The organism is Burkholderia savannae, from assembly GCF_001524445.2.
GTDB classification, from domain to species: Bacteria; Pseudomonadota; Gammaproteobacteria; order Burkholderiales; family Burkholderiaceae; genus Burkholderia; species Burkholderia savannae.
The window spans coordinates 4,157,315-4,178,413 of record NZ_CP013417.1 but is presented as its reverse complement, the minus strand read 5'-3'; the positions used below and the strand labels follow the sequence as shown (position 1 = coordinate 4,178,413).

General features: G+C 69.0%; 15 protein-coding genes, 1 pseudogene and 2 riboswitches. Of the genes and pseudogenes, 13 read left to right on the top strand and 3 right to left on the bottom strand.

What is annotated here, in order from left to right; genetic code table 11:
- Positions 1-10 precede the first annotated feature (10 nt).
- Positions 11-2,098 (bottom strand): UvrD-helicase domain-containing protein, encoded by a 2,088-nt coding sequence (locus WS78_RS20450; protein ID WP_038754060.1) that lies wholly within the window; start codon positions 2,096-2,098, stop codon positions 11-13.
- Between the two features lie 306 nt (positions 2,099-2,404).
- On the opposite strand from WS78_RS20450, the gene WS78_RS20445 reads away from it, so the two are divergent.
- From WS78_RS20445 to gcvP, 6 genes are all read left to right on the top strand, one after another.
- A complete protein-coding gene (locus WS78_RS20445; protein WP_059578016.1) occupies positions 2,405-3,112 on the top strand; it encodes an SGNH/GDSL hydrolase family protein in 708 nt (235 codons plus the stop codon).
- Positions 3,113-3,693: 581 nt separating this feature from the next.
- Positions 3,694-4,746: an oxidoreductase gene (locus WS78_RS20440; protein ID WP_038754054.1), complete on the top strand. Its 1,053-nt coding sequence runs from the start codon at positions 3,694-3,696 to the stop codon at positions 4,744-4,746.
- 162 nt (positions 4,747-4,908) lie between these two features.
- The gene (locus WS78_RS20435; protein ID WP_038754051.1) at positions 4,909-5,286 is read left to right on the top strand and encodes a hypothetical protein; all 378 of its coding nucleotides are present in this window, start codon (positions 4,909-4,911) and stop codon (positions 5,284-5,286) included.
- 337 nt (positions 5,287-5,623) lie between these two features.
- Positions 5,624-5,733, top strand: a riboswitch (glycine riboswitch).
- A 35-nt stretch (positions 5,734-5,768) separates the two neighbouring features.
- Positions 5,769-5,905: riboswitch (glycine riboswitch) on the top strand.
- Positions 5,906-6,001: 96 nt separating this feature from the next.
- On the top strand, positions 6,002-7,120 hold the full coding sequence (gene gcvT / locus WS78_RS20430) for a glycine cleavage system aminomethyltransferase GcvT (RefSeq protein WP_038752962.1): 1,119 nt from the start codon (positions 6,002-6,004) through the stop codon (positions 7,118-7,120).
- A gap of 82 nt (positions 7,121-7,202) precedes the next feature.
- Entirely contained in the window at positions 7,203-7,583 is a 381-nt protein-coding gene (gene gcvH, locus WS78_RS20425) for a glycine cleavage system protein GcvH (protein WP_038752965.1), read from the top strand.
- 402 nt (positions 7,584-7,985) lie between these two features.
- Positions 7,986-10,913, top strand: a complete 2,928-nt coding sequence (gcvP, locus tag WS78_RS20420; RefSeq protein WP_038752967.1) for an aminomethyl-transferring glycine dehydrogenase — start codon at positions 7,986-7,988, stop codon at positions 10,911-10,913.
- Here the strand turns inward: gcvP and WS78_RS38255 are convergent.
- Positions 10,904-11,029 (bottom strand): ubiquinol-cytochrome C reductase, encoded by a 126-nt coding sequence (locus WS78_RS38255; protein ID WP_081989990.1) that lies wholly within the window; start codon positions 11,027-11,029, stop codon positions 10,904-10,906. The two genes, gcvP and WS78_RS38255, sit on opposite strands and share 10 nt — an antisense overlap.
- A gap of 35 nt (positions 11,030-11,064) precedes the next feature.
- Here WS78_RS38255 and WS78_RS20410 point away from each other — a divergent pair, with 35 nt between their 5' ends.
- The 5 genes from WS78_RS20410 (at position 11,065) to WS78_RS20390 (ending at position 17,651) form a co-directional block, all read left to right on the top strand.
- Positions 11,065-12,183, top strand: coding sequence for an alginate lyase family protein (locus WS78_RS20410; protein ID WP_038752971.1), 1,119 nt, complete (start codon positions 11,065-11,067; stop codon positions 12,181-12,183).
- Between the two features lie 33 nt (positions 12,184-12,216).
- The gene (locus WS78_RS20405; protein ID WP_038752973.1) at positions 12,217-13,605 is read left to right on the top strand and encodes an L-serine ammonia-lyase; all 1,389 of its coding nucleotides are present in this window, start codon (positions 12,217-12,219) and stop codon (positions 13,603-13,605) included.
- 452 nt (positions 13,606-14,057) lie between these two features.
- Complete coding sequence (locus tag WS78_RS20400) at positions 14,058-14,756, top strand: endonuclease/exonuclease/phosphatase family protein (RefSeq protein ID WP_197419451.1); 699 nt, start codon at positions 14,058-14,060, stop codon at positions 14,754-14,756.
- A 95-nt stretch (positions 14,757-14,851) separates the two neighbouring features.
- The gene (locus WS78_RS20395; protein WP_059578009.1) at positions 14,852-16,555 is read left to right on the top strand and encodes a thiamine pyrophosphate-binding protein; all 1,704 of its coding nucleotides are present in this window, start codon (positions 14,852-14,854) and stop codon (positions 16,553-16,555) included.
- A 31-nt stretch (positions 16,556-16,586) separates the two neighbouring features.
- Positions 16,587-17,651 (top strand): glycosyltransferase family protein, encoded by a 1,065-nt coding sequence (locus WS78_RS20390; RefSeq protein ID WP_059578146.1) that lies wholly within the window; start codon positions 16,587-16,589, stop codon positions 17,649-17,651.
- 96 nt (positions 17,652-17,747) lie between these two features.
- Here WS78_RS20390 and WS78_RS20385 read toward each other — a convergent pair whose 3' ends face one another.
- The gene (locus WS78_RS20385) at positions 17,748-18,773 is read right to left on the bottom strand and encodes a helix-turn-helix domain-containing protein (RefSeq protein ID WP_038752979.1); all 1,026 of its coding nucleotides are present in this window, start codon (positions 18,771-18,773) and stop codon (positions 17,748-17,750) included.
- 306 nt (positions 18,774-19,079) lie between these two features.
- Here WS78_RS20385 and adh point away from each other — a divergent pair, with 306 nt between their 5' ends.
- Positions 19,080-20,600 (top strand): aldehyde dehydrogenase, encoded by a 1,521-nt coding sequence (gene adh / locus WS78_RS20375; protein ID WP_059578005.1) that lies wholly within the window; start codon positions 19,080-19,082, stop codon positions 20,598-20,600.
- Positions 20,601-20,640: 40 nt separating this feature from the next.
- A pseudogene (locus tag WS78_RS36075) lies at positions 20,641-21,099 on the top strand (LysR substrate-binding domain-containing protein); the annotation flags it as partial.

Here is a 21,099-nt window from a genome sequence, read left to right as displayed (position 1 = left end):
CCCGCCCGCATCACTTCTGCAGCAAAGCCTTCAAGCTCGCGAGCCGATCCTTCGGCGTCATCGGCGCCTCCTCCGGCGCGGGCGGCGGCGCTTCGTCGAGCCCCATCTCGGCGATGAAGCGCGACTGCTCGCAGACGATCGTCTCCCGCGCGCGCTTGCGCTTCTTGCACCAGTTCAGATGCAGGCTGCGCTGCGCGCGCGTGATGGCGACGTACATCAGCCGGCGCTCCTCCTCGATCCGCTCGTCGTCGATCGGGCCGTCGTCGCTGCCGCCGCTGTGCGGCATGATCCCTTCCTCGACGCCGACGAGGAACACGTGCGGATACTCGAGCCCCTTCGACGCGTGCACGGTCGACAGCCGCACCGCATCCGGGTCCTCTTCCTTACCCTCGAGCATCGACATCAGCGCGACCGTCTGAATCAGGCCGAGCAGGTTCTTGCCTGTGTCGGCAAGGCCGTCCGCGTTGTGAAAGCCTTCCGTCTCGCCGTCAACCGCTTCTTCCGGCTCCGGCTTCGTCCCCTTGCGCTTCAGCCATTCGAGGAATTCGAGCACGTTCTGCCACTTCGTCTGCGCCTGCCGTTCGTCATAGGCGTCGTACAGGTACGCTTCGTAGTGGATCGCTTCCATCATGTCGTCGAGGACGACGGTCGCCGGCTCCTTGTCCGCGCGGTCGGTCAGGCGCTGGATGAAATCGCAGAAGATCCTCAGCGGCTCGACCTGCCGCGCGGACAGCCGCGCCTCGATCCCGCCCATGTAGACCGCCTCGAACAGCGACACCTTCGCCTGCCCCGCGAACGCGCCGAGCGCCTCGAGCGTCGTGTTGCCGATTCCGCGGCGCGGCGTCGTGACCGCGCGGATGAACGCGGGATCGTCGTCGGCGTTCGCGATGAGGCGCAGGTACGCGCACAAGTCCTTGATCTCGGCCTTGTCGAAGAACGACTGGCCGCCCGACAGCACGTACGGAATCCGCTCGCGCCGCAGCACCTGCTCGAAGATGCGCGCCTGGAAGTTGCCGCGATACAGGATCGCGTAATCGCGAAACTGCGTGCGCCGCTCGAACTTGTGCGCGGACAGCCGAAACACGACCGATTCGGCCTCGTGCTCTTCGTCGTTGCACGGCGTGACGGTGATCGAATCGCCCATCCCGTGCTCGGACCACAGCTTCTTCTCGAACAGCTTCGGGTTGTTCGCGATCACGTTGTTCGCGGCGGTGAGGATGCGCACCGTCGACCGGTAGTTCTGCTCGAGCTTGACCAGGTGCAGCTTCGGGAAGTCCTTGCCGAGCTGCGCGAGATTCTCGAGCGTCGCGCCGCGCCAGCCATAGATCGCCTGGTCGTCGTCGCCGACCGCCGTGAACGCGGCGCGCGGGCCCGCGAGCAGCTTCAGCAACTCGTACTGGCACGCGTTCGTGTCCTGATACTCGTCGATCAGCAGATAGCGCAGCCTGTTCTGCCAGCGCTCGCGCACCGGCTCGTTGTTCGCGAACAGTTCGGTCGGCAGGCGGATCAGGTCATCGAAGTCCACCGCCTGGTACGCGTGCAGCGTCGCGACATAGTTCCGGTAGACGAGCGCCGCCTGATGCTCGTCCTCGTTCGCCGCGATCGTCATCGCCTCCTCGGGCGTGACGAGGCCGTTCTTCCACAGCGAGATGATCGTCTGGATCTTGCGGATCAGGCCCTTGTCCGTCGTGCCGATCTGCTCCTGGATCATCCCGAAGCAATCGTCCGAATCCATGATCGAGAACTGCGGCTTCAGGCCGACGTGCTCGGCCTCCTTCCGCAGGATCTGCACGCCGAGCGAGTGGAACGTGCAGACGGTGAGCTGATTGACGGGCACCTTGCGGCCTTCCTTGCCGGGCGTCGTGAGCGTCTTGCCCTCGAGGAGCTTGCCGACGCGCTCGCGCATTTCGGCGGCCGCCTTGTTCGTGAACGTGACGGCGGCGATATGGCGCGGCTCGAAGCCTTTTGCTTCGATCAGGTGCGCGATCTTCTGCGTGATGACGCGGGTCTTGCCGCTGCCCGCGCCGGCGAGCACGAGGCAGGGACCGTCGAGATAGCGCACCGCTTCGCTTTGAGCGGGGTTCAGGCCTGCGGACATGATTGCGGATGGTGTTGCGGTTGACGGCGGCGAAGCCGGAAGGCGCCGCGAGCGAAGCGCGGCCGGCGCGCGGACTGCAACGCCGGCCCCCGGCAAATGGCTCGCGGGACGCGCATGTTAACACGGCGGCGGCCGGCGATTCTTTCGCGAATGTGAAACGGGCGCTGCGTCGGACATTCGGACGATGCCCATGCGGCGCTCGTGCGGCCGCGGCGGCGCCGGCGGATGGCGGATGGCGGCCGATGCGCGCCGCTCGCTATCATGGCGGCACGCCACGACCTCGACGCCATACATCACGGAAACCGCATGGGATACCACTTCGCCACCGCCGCGCTCGGCCCGCTGCTGCTCGCTCAGGGCCGCCATGTCAGGCGCGTGACGCCGCGCCTCGCCGAGGCCGACGGGCCGCGCAGCGGCGTCGACGGCGCCGGGCCGCCGCTGCGCCTCCTCGTGCTCGGCGACTCGGCCGCCGCGGGCGTCGGCGTCCCGACGCAGTCCGACGCGCTCACCGGCCAACTCGTGCGCGCGCTCGCGCCGTTGCATCGCGTCGAATGGAGGTTGCTCGCGCGCACCGGCGCGACGACGCGGGATCTGCTCGACTGGCTCGATGCCGAGCCCGACGCGCGCTTCGACGCGGCCGTCACGTCGCTCGGCGTCAACGACGTAACGGACGGCGTGTCGCCCGCGCGCTGGCGCGACGCGCAGGCGGCGCTCGTCGATCGGCTGACGACGCGCTTCGGCGCGGCGCACGTGATTCTGTCCGCGGTGCCGCCGATGCATCATTTTCCGGCGCTGCCGCAACCGCTCAGATGGTATCTCGGGCTGCGCGCGCGGCGGCTCAATACGGCGCTGTCGCGCTGGGCCGCCGGCCAGCCCGCGTGCGAGTTCCTGCGGGTCGACATGCCGCTCACGCGCGACGCGATGGCGTCGGACGGCTTTCATCCGGGCGCGCGGGCCTGCGCGGTGTGGGCCGAGCAGGCCGCTGCGGCAATCAGGCGGCGGATCGGAGGTTAAAACGAACGCCCGACGACGGTCGATGCGTCATCGCCGCGAACGCGGGCTCTCACTTGGCTCGCGCACCGGCATTCTCCGGCCGGCGGCCTTTTCGATTAGCCCATCGGCCGCTCGCAAAGGCTTCGGGCGCGGAATGCCGACGGGGACGCGAGCAGGTGTGCAGGCAGCTCGGCGCCGTTCGGCGGAGCGGCGGCGCTCCCGGCTGCAGGACGGAGCAAGCCGGCCGGACGGCGAAGCTCCCGAGCGCCGCTCCTCCGGGAATCGATTCGCCGACCGAGCGGACCGGCGTTGCCCGGTCGGACCGCCGCTCTCGCCAGACGCCGGACGGACACCGGACGGGCGCCGAGAGATACATCGAAAGCAATCGAATCCGCGCCGTTTCGGCCGCGTGCCTTGCGCCCCTCGGCCGTGCCGGCCGCGTCGCGCGCCGTTCCTGTCGTTCGGCGTTCGCACGCCTCGTCCATTCGGCCAACGTCGCCGCCGAACCGTTCCGCCCCCTTTCGTCATGCCACAATAGCCGTCCGTCGCCGTGCGGCGTCCGAGCCGCCGCGCCTCAGTTTCGCAAGCAGACAGGATCGTTCATGTCGTCAACGCTCAAGATTGGTTTGATGGGTTTCGGTTTTGCAGGCGCGACGTTCCACGCGCCCGTCATCGCGCACAGCAGCCGCACGCAAATGGCCGCGATCGCCACCGGGCAGCCGGAGCGCGCGCACGCCGCGCATCCGGACGCGGCCGTCGTGCCGGATCTCGATGCGCTCGTCGCGCTCGACGAAGTCGAGTGCATCGTGATCGCAACGCCCAACGACACGCATTTCGAACTGGCGAAGCGTGCACTCGAAGCGGGCAAGCACGTGGTCGTCGACAAGCCCGTCACGCTGACGGCCGCCGAAGCGCTCGCGCTCGCGCGTCTCGCGGCCGCGCGCGGCCGCGTGTTCGCGCCGTTCCACAACCGCCGCTGGGACGGCGATTTCCTGACCGTGCGTCAGCTCGTCGAAAGCGGCGAGCTCGGCCGCATCACCTATTTCGAATCGCACTTCGACCGCTTCCGTCCGCACGTGCGCACGCGCTGGCGCGAGGAAGCGGCGCGCGGCGGCGGGCTGCTGTTCGATCTCGGGCCGCATCTGATCGATCAGGCGCTCGCGCTCTTCGGCGCGCCGGACACCGTGAGCGCTGCGGTCAAGACGCGCCGCGACGGCGGCGGCGCGCCCGACTTCGTCCATCTGCAGCTCGGCTATCCGGACAAGGACGTCGTGCTTCACGCGAGCGCGCTCGCGGCGATCGAGCCCGCGCGCTTCACCGTGCTCGGCACGCAGGCCGGCTACCAGAAGCACGGGCTCGATACACAGGAAGATCAGTTGAAGGCGGGCCTCACGCCCGGCGACGTCGAATTCGGCGGAGGCAACCCGCCCGGCGTGCTGCGCGGACTCGACGGCGAGCTCGAGGTCGAACGCCCGGTGCCGACGCTCGACGGCCAGTACGCGGAGTTCTATCGCGCGCTCGCCGCGTCGATCCACGGCGGCGTGCCGTTCCCCGTCACGCCGCAGGACGCCGTCGACGTGATGACGATCATCGAGCTCGCCGCGCGCAGCGAGCGCGAAGGCCGCCGGCTGCCGTTCGTGCGCGAACCGATCTGAGCGGCGCGCGCGATGCCGCCCGCGCATCGGACGCCCGCGGCTTGCGTCATCCTTGAGCGCCAACAAAGCGTTACAAACAATTCGGGAGCGAACGTCATCTCGACGAAGGTCTGAGCCGTTCGTCTAATTGCCTGTCCCGGCATCGTCAATCAGGAGAATGGAATGCATCGGTTGATCCGCGCGGCGGCATGCTGCGCCCTCGTCTCGACACTTGCGGCATGTGTGGTCGCGCCGCAGCGCCCCGCACCGGCGCCCGCGCCTGCTCCAGCTCCGGCGCCCCGCCCCAATCCGCAGGTGGTCGGCTACGAGCGGATGCAGCAGATCCAGGGCCGCATCGACAACCTGAGCCACCGAATCGACGCGCGCGTGAACGCCGGCTACTATCCGCCGCCGCAAGGCGCCGCGCTGCATCGCCGGCTCGACGTGATCCGTCAGGAGTCGAACGACATGGCGGCCCAGCATGGCGGCGGCCTGTCCGGCGACGAGCAGCGCGTGCTCAATCAGGAGCTCGACACGGCCGCTCGCGCGATCGGCGAGTAAGCGCACCTTCGGCGGCGGCCGTGCGCGCCGCCGCCGTTCGATCGCGCGACGGGCGGCGCTTCGACGCACGGTTTCGGCGCCCCTCGCCCAAGCCGCGCTTTCGAGGCGCGGCTTCACGCTTCCGACCCCGGTCCGCTCACCGCTCACCGCTCACCGCTCACCGCTCACCGCTCACCGCTCACCGCTCACCGCTCACCGCTCACCGCTCACCCAACACGCCGCCGCTTCAGGGCCGGCAAACCACGCCGCCACCGCCGCCGGCATGCCGCCGTCGCTTGTCTTCAAACGACAGTTATTTGCCCAAATTGACAACCCATTCGCGCTCGCGTACATTCGCCCGCACGCGTCGGGAGAGCGCGCGGCCGCCGTTCGTTGATTGAAAGGCAAGCCGCGCCGCCGAAGGGGCACACCCGCAAACTCTCAGGCAAAAGGACCGGCCGCGTCGAAAAATCCGTCTGGCGACGACATGCGCCGGACATCGTTTTTCGCACTCTGGAGAGCGGCAGTAGCCGCGTGCGCGCAACGCGCCGCACGAGCAGGCTGCCCACCGAAGGGGCGCGCGCGAAGCGGATCGAGTCCGTCGCGCAATCTCTCAGGTATCGAGGACAGAGGGGCATGCACGCATCGCAGGCGGCTTCACGCGCCAGCGGTTCGCCAAGTTGCCGTTTTGTTTTCGCGCCCGGGCCGCCGCCCGGCCGCCTTGCCTGGGACCCCGATGACCGTTCTCAAAATCACCCCGCTGCACGCCGCGCATCGCGCCCTCAACGCCCGCATGGTCGACTTCGGCGGCTGGGACATGCCCGTCAACTACGGCTCGCAGATCGAGGAGCATCAGGCCGTGCGCACCGACGCCGGGATGTTCGACGTGTCGCACATGTGCGTGGTCGATTTCACGGGCCCGCGCGTGCGCGCGTTCTTCGAGCACGCGCTCGCGAACAACGTCGCGAAGCTGCAAACGCCCGGCAAGGCGCTCTACTCGTGCCTGCTGAACCCCCAAGGCGGCGTCATCGACGATCTGATCGTCTACTACTTCACCGAGGATTTCTTCCGCGTCGTCGTCAACGCCGGCACCGCCGACAAGGACGTCGCGTGGTTCAACCAGCTCAACGAGCAAGGCGGCTTCGGCCTCGCGATCGCGCCGCGCCGCGACTTCGCGATCGTCGCCGCGCAGGGCCCGAACGCGCGTGCGAAGGTGTGGGACACGATCCCCGCCGCGCGCGCGGCGACGAGCGAGCTCAAGCCCTTCAACGCCGCGCAGGTCGCGGGCACGCCGTTCGGCGACCTCACCGTCGCGCGCACCGGCTACACGGGCGAGGACGGCTTCGAGATCATCGTCCCGGCGCCCCATGTCGAAGCGCTGTGGAACGCGCTCGCCGAGCGCGGCGTGCGCCCGTGCGGGCTCGGCGCGCGCGACACGCTGCGCCTCGAGGCCGGCATGAACCTGTACGGCCAGGACATGGACGAGACAGTGTCGCCGCTCGACGCCGGCCTCGCGTGGACGGTCGATCTCGCCGCGCCGCGCGCGTTCGTCGGCCGCGACGCGCTCGAAGCGAACGGCTCGCGCGCCGCGTTCGTCGGCCTCATCCTGCAAAAGGAGAACGGCCGCGCGGGCGGCGTGCTGCGCGCGCATCAGAAAGTCGTGACCCCGCACGGCGAAGGCGAGATCACGAGCGGCACGTTCTCGCCGACGATGCAGGAATCGATCGCGCTCGCACGCGTGCCGAAGGGCGTCGCGGCCGGCGACACGGTCCACGTGCAGATCCGCGACAAGAATCTCCCCGCGCGCGTGGTAAAACTGCCGTTCGTGCGCAACGGCAAGGTGCTCGCGGTCTGACGCGAAGCAACCGGCGCGCCCGCGCGCGCGAACCGCGCCTCACATTCAAACGCTTGCAAGCAATCAATCTCAGGAGCATCCGATGAGCAACATTCCGGCCGATCTGAAGTACACGGAAGAACACGAGTGGGTCCGCACCGAAGCGGACGGCACGCTGACGGTCGGCATCACCGACCACGCGCAGGAAACGCTCGGCGACATCGTCTTCCTCGAGCTGCCCGAAGTCGGCAAGACCGTGAAGGCGGGCGACGCCATCGGCGTCGTCGAATCGGTGAAGGCGGCGTCCGACATCTACACGCCGGTGTCGGGCGAGGTGGTCGAAGTGAACACGGCAATCGTCGACACGCCCGACGAGGTCAACGGCGACGCGTACGCGAGCTGGCTCTTCAAGATCAAGCTCGAAGCGGGCGCGTCGACCGACAAGCTGATCGACGCCGCCGCCTACGAGAAGCTGGTCGGCTAACGCGCCCACTCACGAACCGCGCGGCGCGGCGGGCGGCAGCACGGGCCGCGCCACGCGTGGGACCAGGGTGAGCGTTGAGGCGCTGACTCTGGTCGATGGCAAAGCATGGGGCCGGGGTGGGCGCTGAAGCGCTGACTCCGGTCGATCGCACAGCGTGGGACCTGAGTAAGCGTTAAAGCGCCAACTTCGGTCAACCGCGAAGCATGGGACCCGAGCAAGCGCTGAAACGCCAACTCGAGTCGACCGCAAAGCATGGGACCCGAGCAAGCGCTAAAGCGCTAACTCTGGTCGACCGCAAAGCATGGGACCCGAGCAAGCGCTAAAGCGCTAACTCCGGTCGACCGCAAAGCATGGGACCAGAGTAAGCGCTGAAGCGCTAACTCTGGTCGACACAGGAACGCCATGAAGCTCGAACACCCGGATCACCTGATGAACCGCACGCCCCTCTCGCTCGCCGCGCTCGAAACGCACGACGCGTTCGCCGAACGCCACATCGGCCCCGACGACGCCAGCCAGCGCGCGATGCTCGACACGCTCGGCTTCGCAACGCGCGCAGCGCTGATCGACGCCGTGATTCCCGCGCCGATCCGCCGCCGCGACGCGCTGCCGCTCGGCCCGTTCGCACAGCCGCTGAGCGAGGCGGAAGCGCTCGCCGCACTGCGCGAACTCGCGGACAAGAACCAGGTGTTCCGCTCGTACATCGGCCAAGGCTATTACGACTCGCACACACCCGCCGTCATCCTGCGCAACGTGCTCGAAAACCCGGCGTGGTACACCGCGTACACGCCGTACCAGCCCGAAATCTCACAGGGCCGCCTCGAGGCGCTCCTGAACTTCCAGCAGATGGTCGCCGACCTGACGGGCCTCGCGATCTCGAACGCGTCGCTGCTCGACGAGGCGACGGCCGCCGCCGAGGCGATGACGCTGCTGCAGCGCGTCGGCAAGCCGAAGTCGAACGTGTTCTATGTCGCCGACGACGTGCTGCCGCAAACGCTCGAAGTGATCAGGACGCGCGCGAAGCCGGTGGGCATCGACGTGAAGACGGGCCCGGCCGCCGACGCCGCCGGCGCGAACGCGTTCGGCGTGCTGCTCCAGTATCCGGGCGCGAACGGCGACGTGCGCGACTACCGCGCGCTCGCCGCCGCGATCCATGCGGCGGGCGGCCACGTCGTCGTCGCGGCCGACATCCTCTCGCTCACCGTGCTCACGCCGCCCGGCGAATGGGGCGCGGACGTCGCGGTGGGCAACACGCAGCGCTTCGGCGTGCCGATGGGCTTCGGCGGCCCGCACGCCGCGTACATGGCGGTGCGCGACGAATTCAAGCGGCAAATGCCGGGGCGCCTCGTCGGCGTGACCGTCGACGCGCAGGGCAAGCCCGCGCTGCGCCTCGCGCTGCAAACCCGCGAACAGCACATCCGCCGCGAGAAGGCGACGTCGAACGTCTGCACCGCGCAGGCGCTCCTCGCGATCATGGCGAGCATGTACGCGGTCTATCACGGCCCGCGCGGCCTGAAGACGATCGCGCTGCGCGTGAACCGCATCGCCGCGCTCCTCGCCGCGGGCGTCAAGCAGATCGGCTACGCGAGCGTCAACGACACGTTCTTCGACACGCTGACGATCGACGCGGGCGCGCGCGCCGCGCAGATCCACGAGCTCGCGAAAGCGAAGCGCATCAACCTGCGCCGCGCGAGCGACACGCAAGTCGGCGTATCGGTCGACGAAACGACGACGCGCGCCGATCTCGCCGATCTGCTCGCGATCTTCGCGCAGGCGGCGGGCGCGACGGCGCCCGACGTCGACTCGCTCGACGCCGCGCTGCCCGCCGTGCCCGCGCTGCCGGCCGGCCTCGAGCGCACGAGCGCGTATCTGACGCACCACGTGTTCAACCGCCATCATTCGGAAACGGAAATGCTGCGCTACCTGCGCAGCCTGTCGGACAAGGATCTCGCGCTCGACCGCTCGATGATCCCGCTCGGCTCGTGCACGATGAAGCTGAACGCGACGTCGGAAATGCTGCCCGTCACGTGGCCCGAATTCGGCCGGATTCACCCGTTCGCGCCGGCCGAGCAGACCGTCGGCTACCGCGAGATGATCGACCAGCTCGAACAGATGCTCGTCGCGGCGACGGGCTACGCGGCCGTGTCGCTGCAGCCGAACGCGGGCTCGCAGGGCGAGTACGCGGGCCTCTTGATCATCCACGCGTATCACGAATCGCGCGGCGAGAGCCATCGCGACATCTGCCTGATTCCGGCGTCCGCGCACGGCACGAACCCGGCGTCCGCGCACATGGCCGGCATGAAGGTGGTGGTGGTCGCGTGCGACGCGCAGGGCAACGTCGACATCGAGGATCTCAAGGCGAAGGCCGAGCAGCACTCGAAGGACCTCGCGGCGATCATGATCACGTATCCGTCGACGCACGGCGTGTTCGAGCAGAACGTGCGCGAGATCTGCGAGATCGTGCACGCGCACGGCGGCCAGGTGTACGTCGACGGCGCGAACATGAACGCGATGGTCGGCCTGACCGCGCCGGGCCAGTTCGGCGGCGACGTGTCGCACCTGAACCTGCACAAGACCTTCTGCATCCCGCACGGCGGCGGCGGCCCCGGCGTCGGCCCGGTCGCGGTCGGCGCGCACCTCGCGAAGTTCCTGCCGAACCAGCGCTCGACCGGCTACGCGCGCGGCGAGGAAGGCATCGGCGCGGTGTCGGCCGCGCCGTACGGCTCGGCGTCGATCCTGCCGATCTCGTGGATGTACATCGCGATGATGGGCGCGAAGAACCTGACCGCCGCCACCGAAACCGCGATCCTCAACGCGAACTACATCGCGAAGCGCCTCGCGCCGCACTACCCGGTGCTGTATTCGGGCCCGGGCGGGCTGGTTGCGCACGAATGCATTCTCGACCTGCGTCCGATCAAGGATTCGAGCGGCATCACCGTCGACGACGTCGCGAAGCGCCTGATGGACTACGGCTTCCACGCGCCGACGATGAGCTTCCCGGTGCCGGGCACGCTGATGGTCGAGCCGACCGAATCGGAATCGCAGGAGGAGCTCGACCGCTTCATCGCCGCGATGGTCGCGATCCGCGACGAAATCCGCGCGGTCGAGGAAGGCCGCGCCGATCGCGAGGACAACCCGCTGCGTCACGCACCGCACACGGCGGCCGTCGTCACCGCGAACGAATGGCCGCACGCGTACTCGCGCGAGCAGGCCGCGTACCCGGTCGCGTCGCTCGGCACGAACAAGTACTGGCCGCCCGTCGGCCGCGCGGACAACGCATATGGCGACCGCAATCTGTTCTGCTCCTGCGTTCCGGTATCGGATTACGCATGATGCGCCGGCGCGGCCCGCTCGCCGCGCCGCGCTCCTTTCAACGGCGACGCGCCGTCCGCAATCCGTCGTTGCGGACGGCGCGCGCGTTCGCATTCGCCCGCAAGTCCGGCTAACATCTCACACCGCGATCCAGCCAACAAAGGAGTTCTGCATGGTGCGTCAGACGTTTCCGGGCCGCGCGCAGGCGATGCGGCGGCGCTTGAGCGCGCTCGCGCCGGCGCTTCTCGCCACCGCCGCGCTGACGGCGGCCGGCCCCGCGCGAGCGGCGATGAATTTCTGCGCCGCACCGGCGCTGCAGAGCAGCGAAGCGACGCACGCCGAACCGGGCGTGCAGGCGCTCATCAAGAGCGTCGACGCGCATCTGAACGACGAGCCGAAGGCGCTGCCGCGCGTGCACACCGAAGGCACGCTGCCGCACGAAGGCATCTACGACCAGAGCGCCGAGGCGCTCAACGACATGGAGCTGATGCGCAACGCGGCGCTCGCGTGGCGCGTGACGAACCAGAGCCGCTATCTGGCGCTCGTCGACCGCTTTCTGTCGGCGTGGGTGAACACTTACCGCCCAAGCTTCAATCCGATCGACGAGACGCGCTTCGAGAGCCTGATCCTCGCGTACGACATGACCGCGAGCGTGCTGCCCGTGAAAACGCGCAACGCGACGGCCGCGTTCATCGCGTCGCTCGGCAACGGCTACGTGCAGCAGATCGACGCGCAGAAGCGCCCGCTCAAGGGCACGTGGCGCAACAACTGGCAAAGCCACCGGATCAAGCTGATCGCGCTCGCCGCGTTCACGCTCGGCGACCGTAGGATGATGAACGCCGCGCAGCGCCTGTTCGTCGAGCATCTCGCCGACAACATCGAGCCGGACGGCACGACGTACGATTTTCTCGAGCGCGACGCGCTGCATTACGCGGTCTACGATCTGCAGCCGCTCGTGACGGCGGCGCTCGCGGCGCGGCGCTTCAACCGCAACTGGCTGCGCGAGCGCGCGCCGAACGGCGCGACGCTCGCCGCCGCGCTCGACTGGCTCGCGCCGTACGCGCGCGGCGAGAAGACGCACGAAGAATTCGTCCACTCGCCGGTGCCGTTCGACGCGAAGCGCCGCGAGGCAGGCCTGCCCGGCTATTCGGGCATGTGGGAGCCGAAGAACGCAACCGAGCTGTTCCACCTCGCCGCGCGCCTCGACGGCCGCTACGCGGGCATCGCCCAGCAACTCTCGCCGATGCCGCCGGCGTGGCTGGCCGCGTGCCTGCCGCTGCCGGCGCGGTGATCCCCCAATACATCCAGCAATTCAGGAAACGAAATGGCAGTCAGCGTGTTCGATCTTTTCAAAATCGGTATCGGCCCGTCGAGCTCGCATACGGTCGGTCCGATGCGGGCCGCGCTGATGTTCGCGCAAGGGCTCGAGCGCGACGCGCTGCTCGCCGCGACCGCGAGCGTGAAAGTCGAGCTGTACGGCTCGCTCGGCGCGACGGGCAAGGGCCACGGCACCGATCGCGGCGTGATGCTCGGCCTGATGGGCGATGCGCCCGACACCGTCGATCCGTCGACGATCGCCGCACGGCTCGACGCCGTGCGCGATTCGAAGTCGCTCGCGCTGCTCGGCGCGCATCCGGTGCCGTTCGTGCCGAAGGAGCACATCGCGTTCTACCGGCAGGCGCTGCCCGAGCATCCGAACGCGATGAAGCTGCGCGCGATCGACGCGACGGGCGCGGTGCTGCGCGAGACGACGTATCTGTCCGTGGGCGGCGGCTTCGTCGTCACCGCGGGCGCGCCGAACACGAAGGTGCTCGCCGCCGTCGAGCAGATGGCGCATCCGTTTCGCACGAGCGCCGAGCTGCTCGCGCTCACCGATTCGACCGGCAAGTCGATCGCGCAGTTGATGTGGGAGAACGAGCGCGCGTGGCACACCGAGGAGGAGACGCGCGCGGGCCTGCTGAAGATCTGGGACGTGATGCAATCTTGCGTCGCGCGCGGCTGCGGCATCGACAACCCGGACGCCGACGGCAACCTGCCCGGCCCGTTCCAGGTCAAGCGCCGCGCGCCGCAGCTCCATCGCGCGCTGACGGACAATCCGGAACGCGCGTTGCAGGACCCGCTGTCGATGATCGACTGGATCAACCTGTACGCGATCGCGGTCAACGAAGAGAACGCGGCGGGCGGGCGCGTCGTCACCGCGCCCACCAACGGCGCGGCGGGCATCATCCCGGCCGTCCTCCATTACTACACGCGCTTCACGCCGGGCGCGAACGAGCAAGGCGTGATCGACTTCCTGATGACGGCGGCGGCGATCGGCATCCTGTACAAGCTCAACGCGTCGATCTCGGGCGCCGAAGTCGGCTGCCAGGGCGAAGTCGGCGTCGCGTGCTCGATGGCGGCGGGCGCGCTCGCGGCCGTGCTGGGCGGCACGCCGCAACAGGTCGAGAACGCGGCCGAAATCGGCATGGAGCACAACCTCGGCCTCACCTGCGATCCGGTCGGCGGGATGGTGCAGATTCCGTGCATCGAGCGCAACGCGATGGCGTCGGTGAAGGCCGTCAACGCCGCGCGCATGGCGCTGCGCGGCGACGGCACGCACTACGTGTCGCTCGACTCCGTGATCAAGACGATGCGCGAGACGGGCGCGGACATGAAGACGAAGTACAAGGAAACGTCGCGCGGCGGGCTGGCGGTGAATATCGTCGAGTGCTGATGCGGGGGCGGCCGAACGCCGCCTCCCGGTTTTCTTCGCGCCGCGCTCGCGGCCATGCGGCCACGCAACTCGCGCGACGCATTGCCGGCTCACGTGCGGCGAAGCGGCGCGCGCTTACGGCATTTTTACGCGTCCACAACCGGTACTCGGCGTATCTCGCTCTTGCCGCAAGCAGCGCTCGGATCTCTCCCCTCCCTCAAGCAACACCCTAACGACAAAAAAACCGCCTGCCGCCCGTGGCACCAGCTCGCGAGCGCGCAATGCCGACCAGGGCGCGACCAGCGCGCAGCGCGTCGACGCCGCCGCGCGCCTACCATTCCTGTCAGTATCGCGCCCGCCCGCCAATCGATATCTTGATCGGCGGGACTACCGTCCGAGCGGCCGCATCGCCCGACGTTCGCCGCCGCGGCCGTGCTCGTCTCCGGCTCCCCATGTCGCTCAAAGGAGAAAAAATGATCATCGCTACGTGGAACATGCTGGGCGCAACCAATGCCGTCTATTTGAACCAGGTACTGCAACAAACCCGCGCAAACGTACTGTGCCTGCAGGAATGCGGGACGAACTTCGCGACGTTGCTGGAGGAAAGGGCGCCGATCATCGGCAACGACGGCGCGATCATCGGCTACACGGGTAACTTCAGAGCCGGCGCGGGCTTCATGGAATGCGTGTACTGGGAAGCGCCGCAAGACCGGCTCGGCCTCGCCGTGCTCAGCAACATCGCCCCGAGCGCGCGCCATATCCTGATGCCCGCCGCCGCGGGCTTCAATCCGAACAGCCCGCGCGCGATGCCGTGGTGCACGGTCACCGATCCCCAAACGCGTAACGCCATCACGATTTATTCGATTCACAGCCCGCCGGTATCCCGCAACGTCACGCTGGCCAATGTCTGCACGTGGAACAATGCGCAGATCGGACAGATCAGTCAGCGCGGCGGAACCTGGGCATGCGTCGGTGACTTCAATGCGCCGCCCAATGCGGCGGGATTCGTTCCACCGCCGCAAGGCGCCGTCGTGAGCAGCAACCGCGCGACGCAACAAGGCGGCGGCATTCTCGACTATGCGATCACCAACGCGCCTGGATTCACCTTTCTTCAGGCCGGAACTCAATTGGTCGGCGCATCGGATCACTACCCGCGGTCGTTCCGCTGGTAATCGCCACCGGGCGCGCCATCGGTAATGGCGCGCCTTCCGCCACCTTCCCTTCCGGCGTAAGCTGTACGTCCCGCCACGAAGGGAGCCCGTCTTATATGCCGATTTCCCCGGACCTCGGGCAGCGCGCCGCCACCGGCGCACGCCTGCTCGTCGACGCCCTGCTCGCGAATCACGTCGAGCGCGTGTTCTGCGTTCCCGGCGAGAGCTTTCTCGCCGTCCTCGATTCCCTCGCCGACGAAACCGAACGCATCCAGACCGTCGTCTGCCGCCACGAGGCCGCCGCCGCGAACATGGCGGAGGCGCTCGGCAAGCTGACCGGCCGGCCCGGCGTCGCGTTCGTCACGCGCGGCCCCGGCGCGACGCACGCGTCGATCGGCGTGCACACCGCATTCCAGGATTCGACGCCGATGATCCTCTTCATCGGCCAGTGCGCGCGTGAGCATCTCGATCGCGAGGCGTTCCAGGAAATCGACTATCGGCGGATGTTCGGCCAGCTCGCGAAATGGGTCGCGCAGATCGACGATCCGCGCCGCATCCCCGAATACCTGAGCCACGCGTTTCACGTCGCGATGTCGGGCCGGCCAGGCCCGGTCGTGCTCGCGCTGCCTGAGGACGTGCTGTCCGAGCCCTGCGCCGCGCAGCCCGTCGCGCCCGCGGCGAAGCGCATCGCCGCCGCGCCGTCCGTCGCGCAGATGGCCGAGCTGCGCGAGCGGCTCGCACGCGCCGAGCGGCCGCTCGTGATCGCGGGCGGCAGCGGCTGGACGCCCGACGCATGCGCGGATCTGCGCACGTTCGTCGAGCGCTGGCGGTTGCCGATCGCGTGCGCGTTCCGCTACCAGGACACGTTCGACAACGAGCATCCGCAGTACGCGGGCGACGTCGGCCTCGGCGTGAATCCCGCACTCGCGCGCCGCATCCAGGAAGCGGACCTGCTGTTCGCGCTCGGCCCGCGCCTCGGCGAGGCGACGACGGGCGGCTACACGCTGATCGACATTCCGAAACCGAAGCAAGTGCTCATTCACGTGCATCAGGGCGCGGACGAGCTCGGGCGCGTCTACGCGGCCGATCTGCCGATCGCGTCGGGGATGCCCGAGATCGCCTCGCAGCTCGCCTCGCTCGAGCCGCCGGCCTCGCCCGCGTGGGCGCAGAGCGCGGCCGACGCGCATCGCGCGTATCTCGACTGGCGCACGCCGAAGCCGATGCCGGGCGACGTGCAGCTCGGCGACGTGATGCTGCAATTGCGCGAGCGGCTGCCGCACGACGCGATCGTCACGAACGGCGCGGGCAATTACGCGGCCTGGCTGCATCGCCATTTCGCGTACCGTCACTTCCGTTCGCAACTCGCGCCGACAAGCGGCGCGATGGGCTACGGCGTGCCGGCCGCGCTCGCGGCGAAGTCGCTGTATCCGCAGCGCACGGTCGTCGCGCTCGCGGGCGACGGCTGCTTCATGATGGCCGGCAACGAGCTCGCGACCGCGATGCAGTATGGTCTCGCGATCATCGTGCTTGTCGTGAACAACGGCCATTTCGGCACGATCCGCATGCATCAGGAGCGCAACTATCCGGCGCGCGTGCACGGCACGGGGCTGACGAATCCGGATTTCGCCGCGTACGCGCGCGCGTTCGGCGCGCATGGCGAGACGGTCGAGCGCACCGCCGATTTCCTGCCTGCGCTCGATCGCGCGCTCGCGAGCGGCCTGCCCGCGCTGATCGAGATCCGCGTGCCAAAGGATGCATGCACGCCCGCCGCGACGCTCGAGCAGGTGCGCGAGCAAGGCCTGCGCGCGCGCCGCGCGTGACGGCGCATCCGGCAGGCCCGCGCTCGCGACGATGACGACGCACGCAGCCCCCGCGCTGCCGCCCGCCGACGCGCTCACCTACCCCGGCACGCTGCTGTCGCCGGACGGCCGGCTCGTCGCGCCCTACGATCTCGAATGCACGGGCGCCGACGCGCGCGGCTACGCCGGCGCGGCGAGCCGCATCGGGCTGTTGCATGCGGCAAGCCGTCCGTTCGCGCTCGATTACGCGACGTTGTCGACCGTTCACGTGATCAATGGGATGGGCGTCGCGCTCGGCGACTCGGTGATCGGCCTGACCGCGCTCGCGGCGATCCGGGCGCGCCATCCGCACGTGCGCTTCGTGCTGTACCGGCCCGCGCATGCGCCCGCGTACGTCGACGCGCTGTATCGGCTCGCGGCCGACGCGATCGCGCCGATCCGCACGCTGCCCTGGCCCGCGGCCGCGCTGCCGGAAAGCGACACGCGGATCGATCTCGGCAATCACCTGTACTGGCCCGCGTTCGCGACGCGGCCGATGATCGACTTCTTCCTCGCGTCGCTCGGCGTGCCGCCCGAATCGATCGCCGCCGATGCGAAGCGCAATCATTGGCTCGCCCGGCTGACGCTTCCGGAGCCGCCGCCCGAATGGCGCGGCCGGCGCTACGCGCTCTTCTGCCCGCAGGCCAGCACGCCGCTGCGCAGCATTCCGCCCGCGCGGCGCGCGGCGCTCGTCGACCGGCTTGCGCGGATCTACCGGCTGCCCGTGCTCGGCTTCGAGCCGATCGATCATCCGGACTACGTCGATGTGAGCGTCCACTCCGGCGATACCGCGCACTTCATCGGCTGGGTCGCGCAGGCGAGCGTCGTAATGTGCGCAGACACGTCGGCCGTGCATATCGCGGCCGGCTTCGACGTGCCGACGCTCGCGTGCTTTTCGAGCATCGCGCCCGAGCTGCGGGTGCGCGATTATCCTTTTTGCACGGCGATCGGGCTTGATGTGCCCGAGATGTTGCGCAATCGCCACAAAAGCGATGCCGTCGACGATATCGCGCTTGTCGACGCCGCGTATCGGCGCATCGATTGGGATGCGCTCGCGTGGCCGCCGGCGCGGGAGTGAGCGCGGCGGAAAGCCGATCGCCATCGCACGCCGCATCGCACATCGCATCGCACGCCGCATCGCGCCGAAGCCGCGGCGGCCGCGTCTTGCGCCGCGTCAGCAGGCCAGCGCGCCGCGCAGCGTTTCCGACGGCCGCGCGCCGAACATCCGCCGATAGTCGGTCGCGAACTGGCTCAGATGCCAGAACCCCCACGCGGCCGCGACGTCCTGCACCGAATCCGCCGCGCGCCCGCGCAGGTCGCGCCGCACGCCGTTCAGCCGCAGCGCGCGCAAATAGGTGGCGGGGGCCATGCCGAGCACGTCCTGGAAGCAGTACTGCAACGTGCGCCGGCTCACGTGCAGCTGCTCGCACAGCTCCGGCACGCCGACGGGCCGCGAGCGGTGCGCGAGCACGTAATCGCGCGCGGCCGCGACGATCTTGCGCCGCCGCGACGAATGCTCGACGGTCGCGTCGGCGGCGGGCGACGCGCACAGGTCGAACAGCGCCGCGAGCACTTCCGCCTGCAGATCGTTGCGCGCGCAGTCGGACAACGGCGCACCCGCCGCGCTCATCGCGTCCGCGTCGTCGAGCCGCTGCGCGAGCAGCGCGCAAAGCCGCGTGAGGCGCGCCTCGCCGACCTTCACGACGGGCATGAGCGGCAGCCGCTCGTCGAGCCCGCAGCGCTCGACTTCCTCCGCATAGCGGCGCAGCACCGCGCCGCGCACGACGACGCCGAAGATCGAGAATTGCGCGGGCGTCAGCAGCTCGAACTCGACGTTGCCGGGGCGAAACGCAAGCGCATCGGCGGCGATCGGCCGCGCGTCGATGCGCGCCGCGCCGTCGCGCGCGACCGGGATGCCGAACCAGTACGCGTCGCCGCGCACCTCGCACGCCTGCCGCAGCGTGTGGCTCGTCGTCTCGCGGAACACCTTCATCGTGTCGAGCGGCAGCTCGGTCAGCGTGCCGACGAAGCGGCCCGCCGCGAGCTGGTCGTAGGCCTGGCGCCAGCCGATCAGGTTGCGCGCCTGCTCGTCGGCGTCGTGCGCGACGCTGACGAGCGCGCGCCCGGCCGTGCCGTCGCCGTCCGCGCTGCGTCCCGTGTCCTCCGCCGTCGTCTCGGCGCCGGTGTGCTCGTGATCCATCGCGCCCCCTTTTTGCGTCGCTGAAGCTGAAACGATCCGTCCGATTACGCAATTCCCATGCCGAAGCGTAGCGTCGCCAAAATCGCCGGTCTCGCCTTCACGCTGTGCCGCAACTGAACAATCGGCGCGCGGCGGCTGTTCAACGGCGGCGCAGCCGTGCGCGCTGTGTCGCGCCGCCCACGCGCCGGGCCCCGCGCCGGCGCGCCGATGCACCGTCTCATGGCCCGCTGGCACGGTTTTGGCGTAAGGAGGCGCGTCGCGCACGTCGCGCGGCGCATCACCGATACCGACATGCGAGGAGCAACGATGAATCACGCGGACATGCAACACCTGAACATCGAATTTCCGTACCGCAAGCAATACGGGAATTTCATCGGCGGCGAATGGGTCGCCCCGGTCGGCGGCGAGTATTTCGACAACGTCTCGCCCGTCACCGGCCAGCCGTTCACCGCGATCCCTCGCTCGCGCGAAGCCGACATCGAGCGCGCACTCGACGCCGCGCACGCGGCGAAGGCGGGCTGGGCCGCGACGGGCGCGGCCGAGCGCGCGAACGTGCTGCTCAAGATCGCCGACCGGATGGAGGCGAACCTCACGCGTCTCGCGGTGGCCGAGACGATCGACAACGGCAAGCCGCTGCGCGAGACCACCGCGGCCGACGTGCCGCTCGCAATCGACCACTTCCGCTACTTCGCGGGCTGCATCCGTGCGCAGGAAGGCTCGATCGCCGACATCGGCGGCGACATGGTCGCCTATCACTTCCACGAGCCGCTCGGCGTCGTCGGCCAGATCATCCCGTGGAACTTTCCGCTGCTGATGGCCGCGTGGAAGCTCGCGCCCGCGCTCGCGGCCGGCAACTGCGTCGTGCTGAAGCCGGCCGAGCAGACGCCCGCGTCGATCCTCGTGTTCGCCGAGCTGGTTCAGGATCTGCTGCCGCCCGGCGTGCTCAACATCGTCAACGGCTTCGGGCTCGAGGCGGGCAAGCCGCTCGCGTCGAGCAAGCGAATCTCGAAGATCGCGTTCACGGGCGAGACGTCGACAGGCCGCCTCATCATGCAGTACGCGAGCGAGAACCTGATCCCCGTCACGCTCGAGCTCGGCGGCAAGAGCCCGAACATCTTCTTCGCCGACGTGATGGACCGCGACGACGGCTACTTCGACAAGGCGCTCGAAGGCTTCGCGATGTTCGCGCTGAATCAGGGCGAGGTGTGCACGTGCCCGTCGCGCGCGCTCGTCGAGGAGAGCATTTACGAGCGCTTCATGGAGCGCGCGTTGAAGCGCGTCGAATCGATCAAGCAGGGCCATCCGCTCGACTCGCAGACGATGATCGGCGCGCAGGCGTCGGCCGAGCAGCTCGAGAAGATCCTGTCGTACATCGACATCGGCCGCAACGAAGGCGCGCAGTGCCTGACGGGCGGCGAGCGCAGCGTGCTCGGCGGCGAGCTCGCCGAAGGCTATTACGTGAAGCCGACCGTGTTCCGCGGCCACAACAAGATGCGCATCTTCCAGGAAGAGATTTTCGGGCCGGTGCTCGCGGTGACGACGTTCAAGACCGAGGACGAAGCGCTCGAGATCGCGAACGACACGCTCTACGGCCTGGGCGCCGGCGTCTGGACGCGCGACGGCAACCGCGCGTACCGCGTCGGCCGCGGCATCCAGGCGGGCCGCGTGTGGACGAACTGCTATCACGCGTATCCGGCGCACGCGGCGTTCGGCGGCTACAAGCAATCGGGCATCGGCCGCGAGACGCACAAGATGATGCTCGATCACTATCAGCAGACGAAGAACCTGCTCGTCAGCTACAGCGAAAAGCCGCTCGGGTTCTTCTGATCCCGCCCGCGGGCAGCGGCGCGCGCCGGTTGCGCGTGATCGCTATCGGTTTCTGCTGCCCGCGTTGCCGGAATTCAAGCGCCGCTATCCGGAAATCGAGCTGGATCTCGACTTCCGGGCTTCAACGATTAGCTCGTCGACGTCGCCGAAGGCGGCTTCGACGCGGTGATCCGAAGCGGCGCGCTCCGCGATTCGGGCCCGATGTCGCGCCGCCTCGGGCCGTTGCGCTTTCTGCTGCGCGCATCGCCCGCGTACGTCGCGCAAGCCGGCGCGCCGCGCACGCTGCGCGACCCGACGCGCACGGATGCGTGCGCTACGCTTTCCGACGACGGGCAAGCTGCAACCGTGGGCGCTGCTGCCCGACGGCGGCGAACCACCGAACCTGCGCGCCGCGATGACGTGCAACGACATGGAAGCGCTGCGCGCCGCGGTGACGGCGGGTTTCGGGATCGGCTACAGGCCGGGCTTCCTCGCGCGCGACGCGCGCGCCGCCGGCGCG

Coding starts and splice junctions, on each gene's coding strand:
- WS78_RS20450 (WP_038754060.1), bottom strand. CDS start 2,098: ATGTCCGCAGGCCTGAACCCCGCTCAAAGCGAAGCGGTGCGCTATCTC.
- WS78_RS20445 (WP_059578016.1), top strand. CDS start 2,405: ATGGGATACCACTTCGCCACCGCCGCGCTCGGCCCGCTGCTGCTCGCT.
- WS78_RS20440 (WP_038754054.1), top strand. CDS start 3,694: ATGTCGTCAACGCTCAAGATTGGTTTGATGGGTTTCGGTTTTGCAGGC.
- WS78_RS20435 (WP_038754051.1), top strand. CDS start 4,909: ATGCATCGGTTGATCCGCGCGGCGGCATGCTGCGCCCTCGTCTCGACA.
- gcvT (WP_038752962.1), top strand. CDS start 6,002: ATGACCGTTCTCAAAATCACCCCGCTGCACGCCGCGCATCGCGCCCTC.
- gcvH (WP_038752965.1), top strand. CDS start 7,203: ATGAGCAACATTCCGGCCGATCTGAAGTACACGGAAGAACACGAGTGG.
- gcvP (WP_038752967.1), top strand. CDS start 7,986: ATGAAGCTCGAACACCCGGATCACCTGATGAACCGCACGCCCCTCTCG.
- WS78_RS38255 (WP_081989990.1), bottom strand. CDS start 11,029: ATGTTAGCCGGACTTGCGGGCGAATGCGAACGCGCGCGCCGTCCGCAA.
- WS78_RS20410 (WP_038752971.1), top strand. CDS start 11,065: ATGGTGCGTCAGACGTTTCCGGGCCGCGCGCAGGCGATGCGGCGGCGC.
- WS78_RS20405 (WP_038752973.1), top strand. CDS start 12,217: ATGGCAGTCAGCGTGTTCGATCTTTTCAAAATCGGTATCGGCCCGTCG.
- WS78_RS20400 (WP_197419451.1), top strand. CDS start 14,058: ATGATCATCGCTACGTGGAACATGCTGGGCGCAACCAATGCCGTCTAT.
- WS78_RS20395 (WP_059578009.1), top strand. CDS start 14,852: ATGCCGATTTCCCCGGACCTCGGGCAGCGCGCCGCCACCGGCGCACGC.
- WS78_RS20390 (WP_059578146.1), top strand. CDS start 16,587: ATGACGACGCACGCAGCCCCCGCGCTGCCGCCCGCCGACGCGCTCACC.
- WS78_RS20385 (WP_038752979.1), bottom strand. CDS start 18,773: ATGGATCACGAGCACACCGGCGCCGAGACGACGGCGGAGGACACGGGA.
- adh (WP_059578005.1), top strand. CDS start 19,080: ATGAATCACGCGGACATGCAACACCTGAACATCGAATTTCCGTACCGC.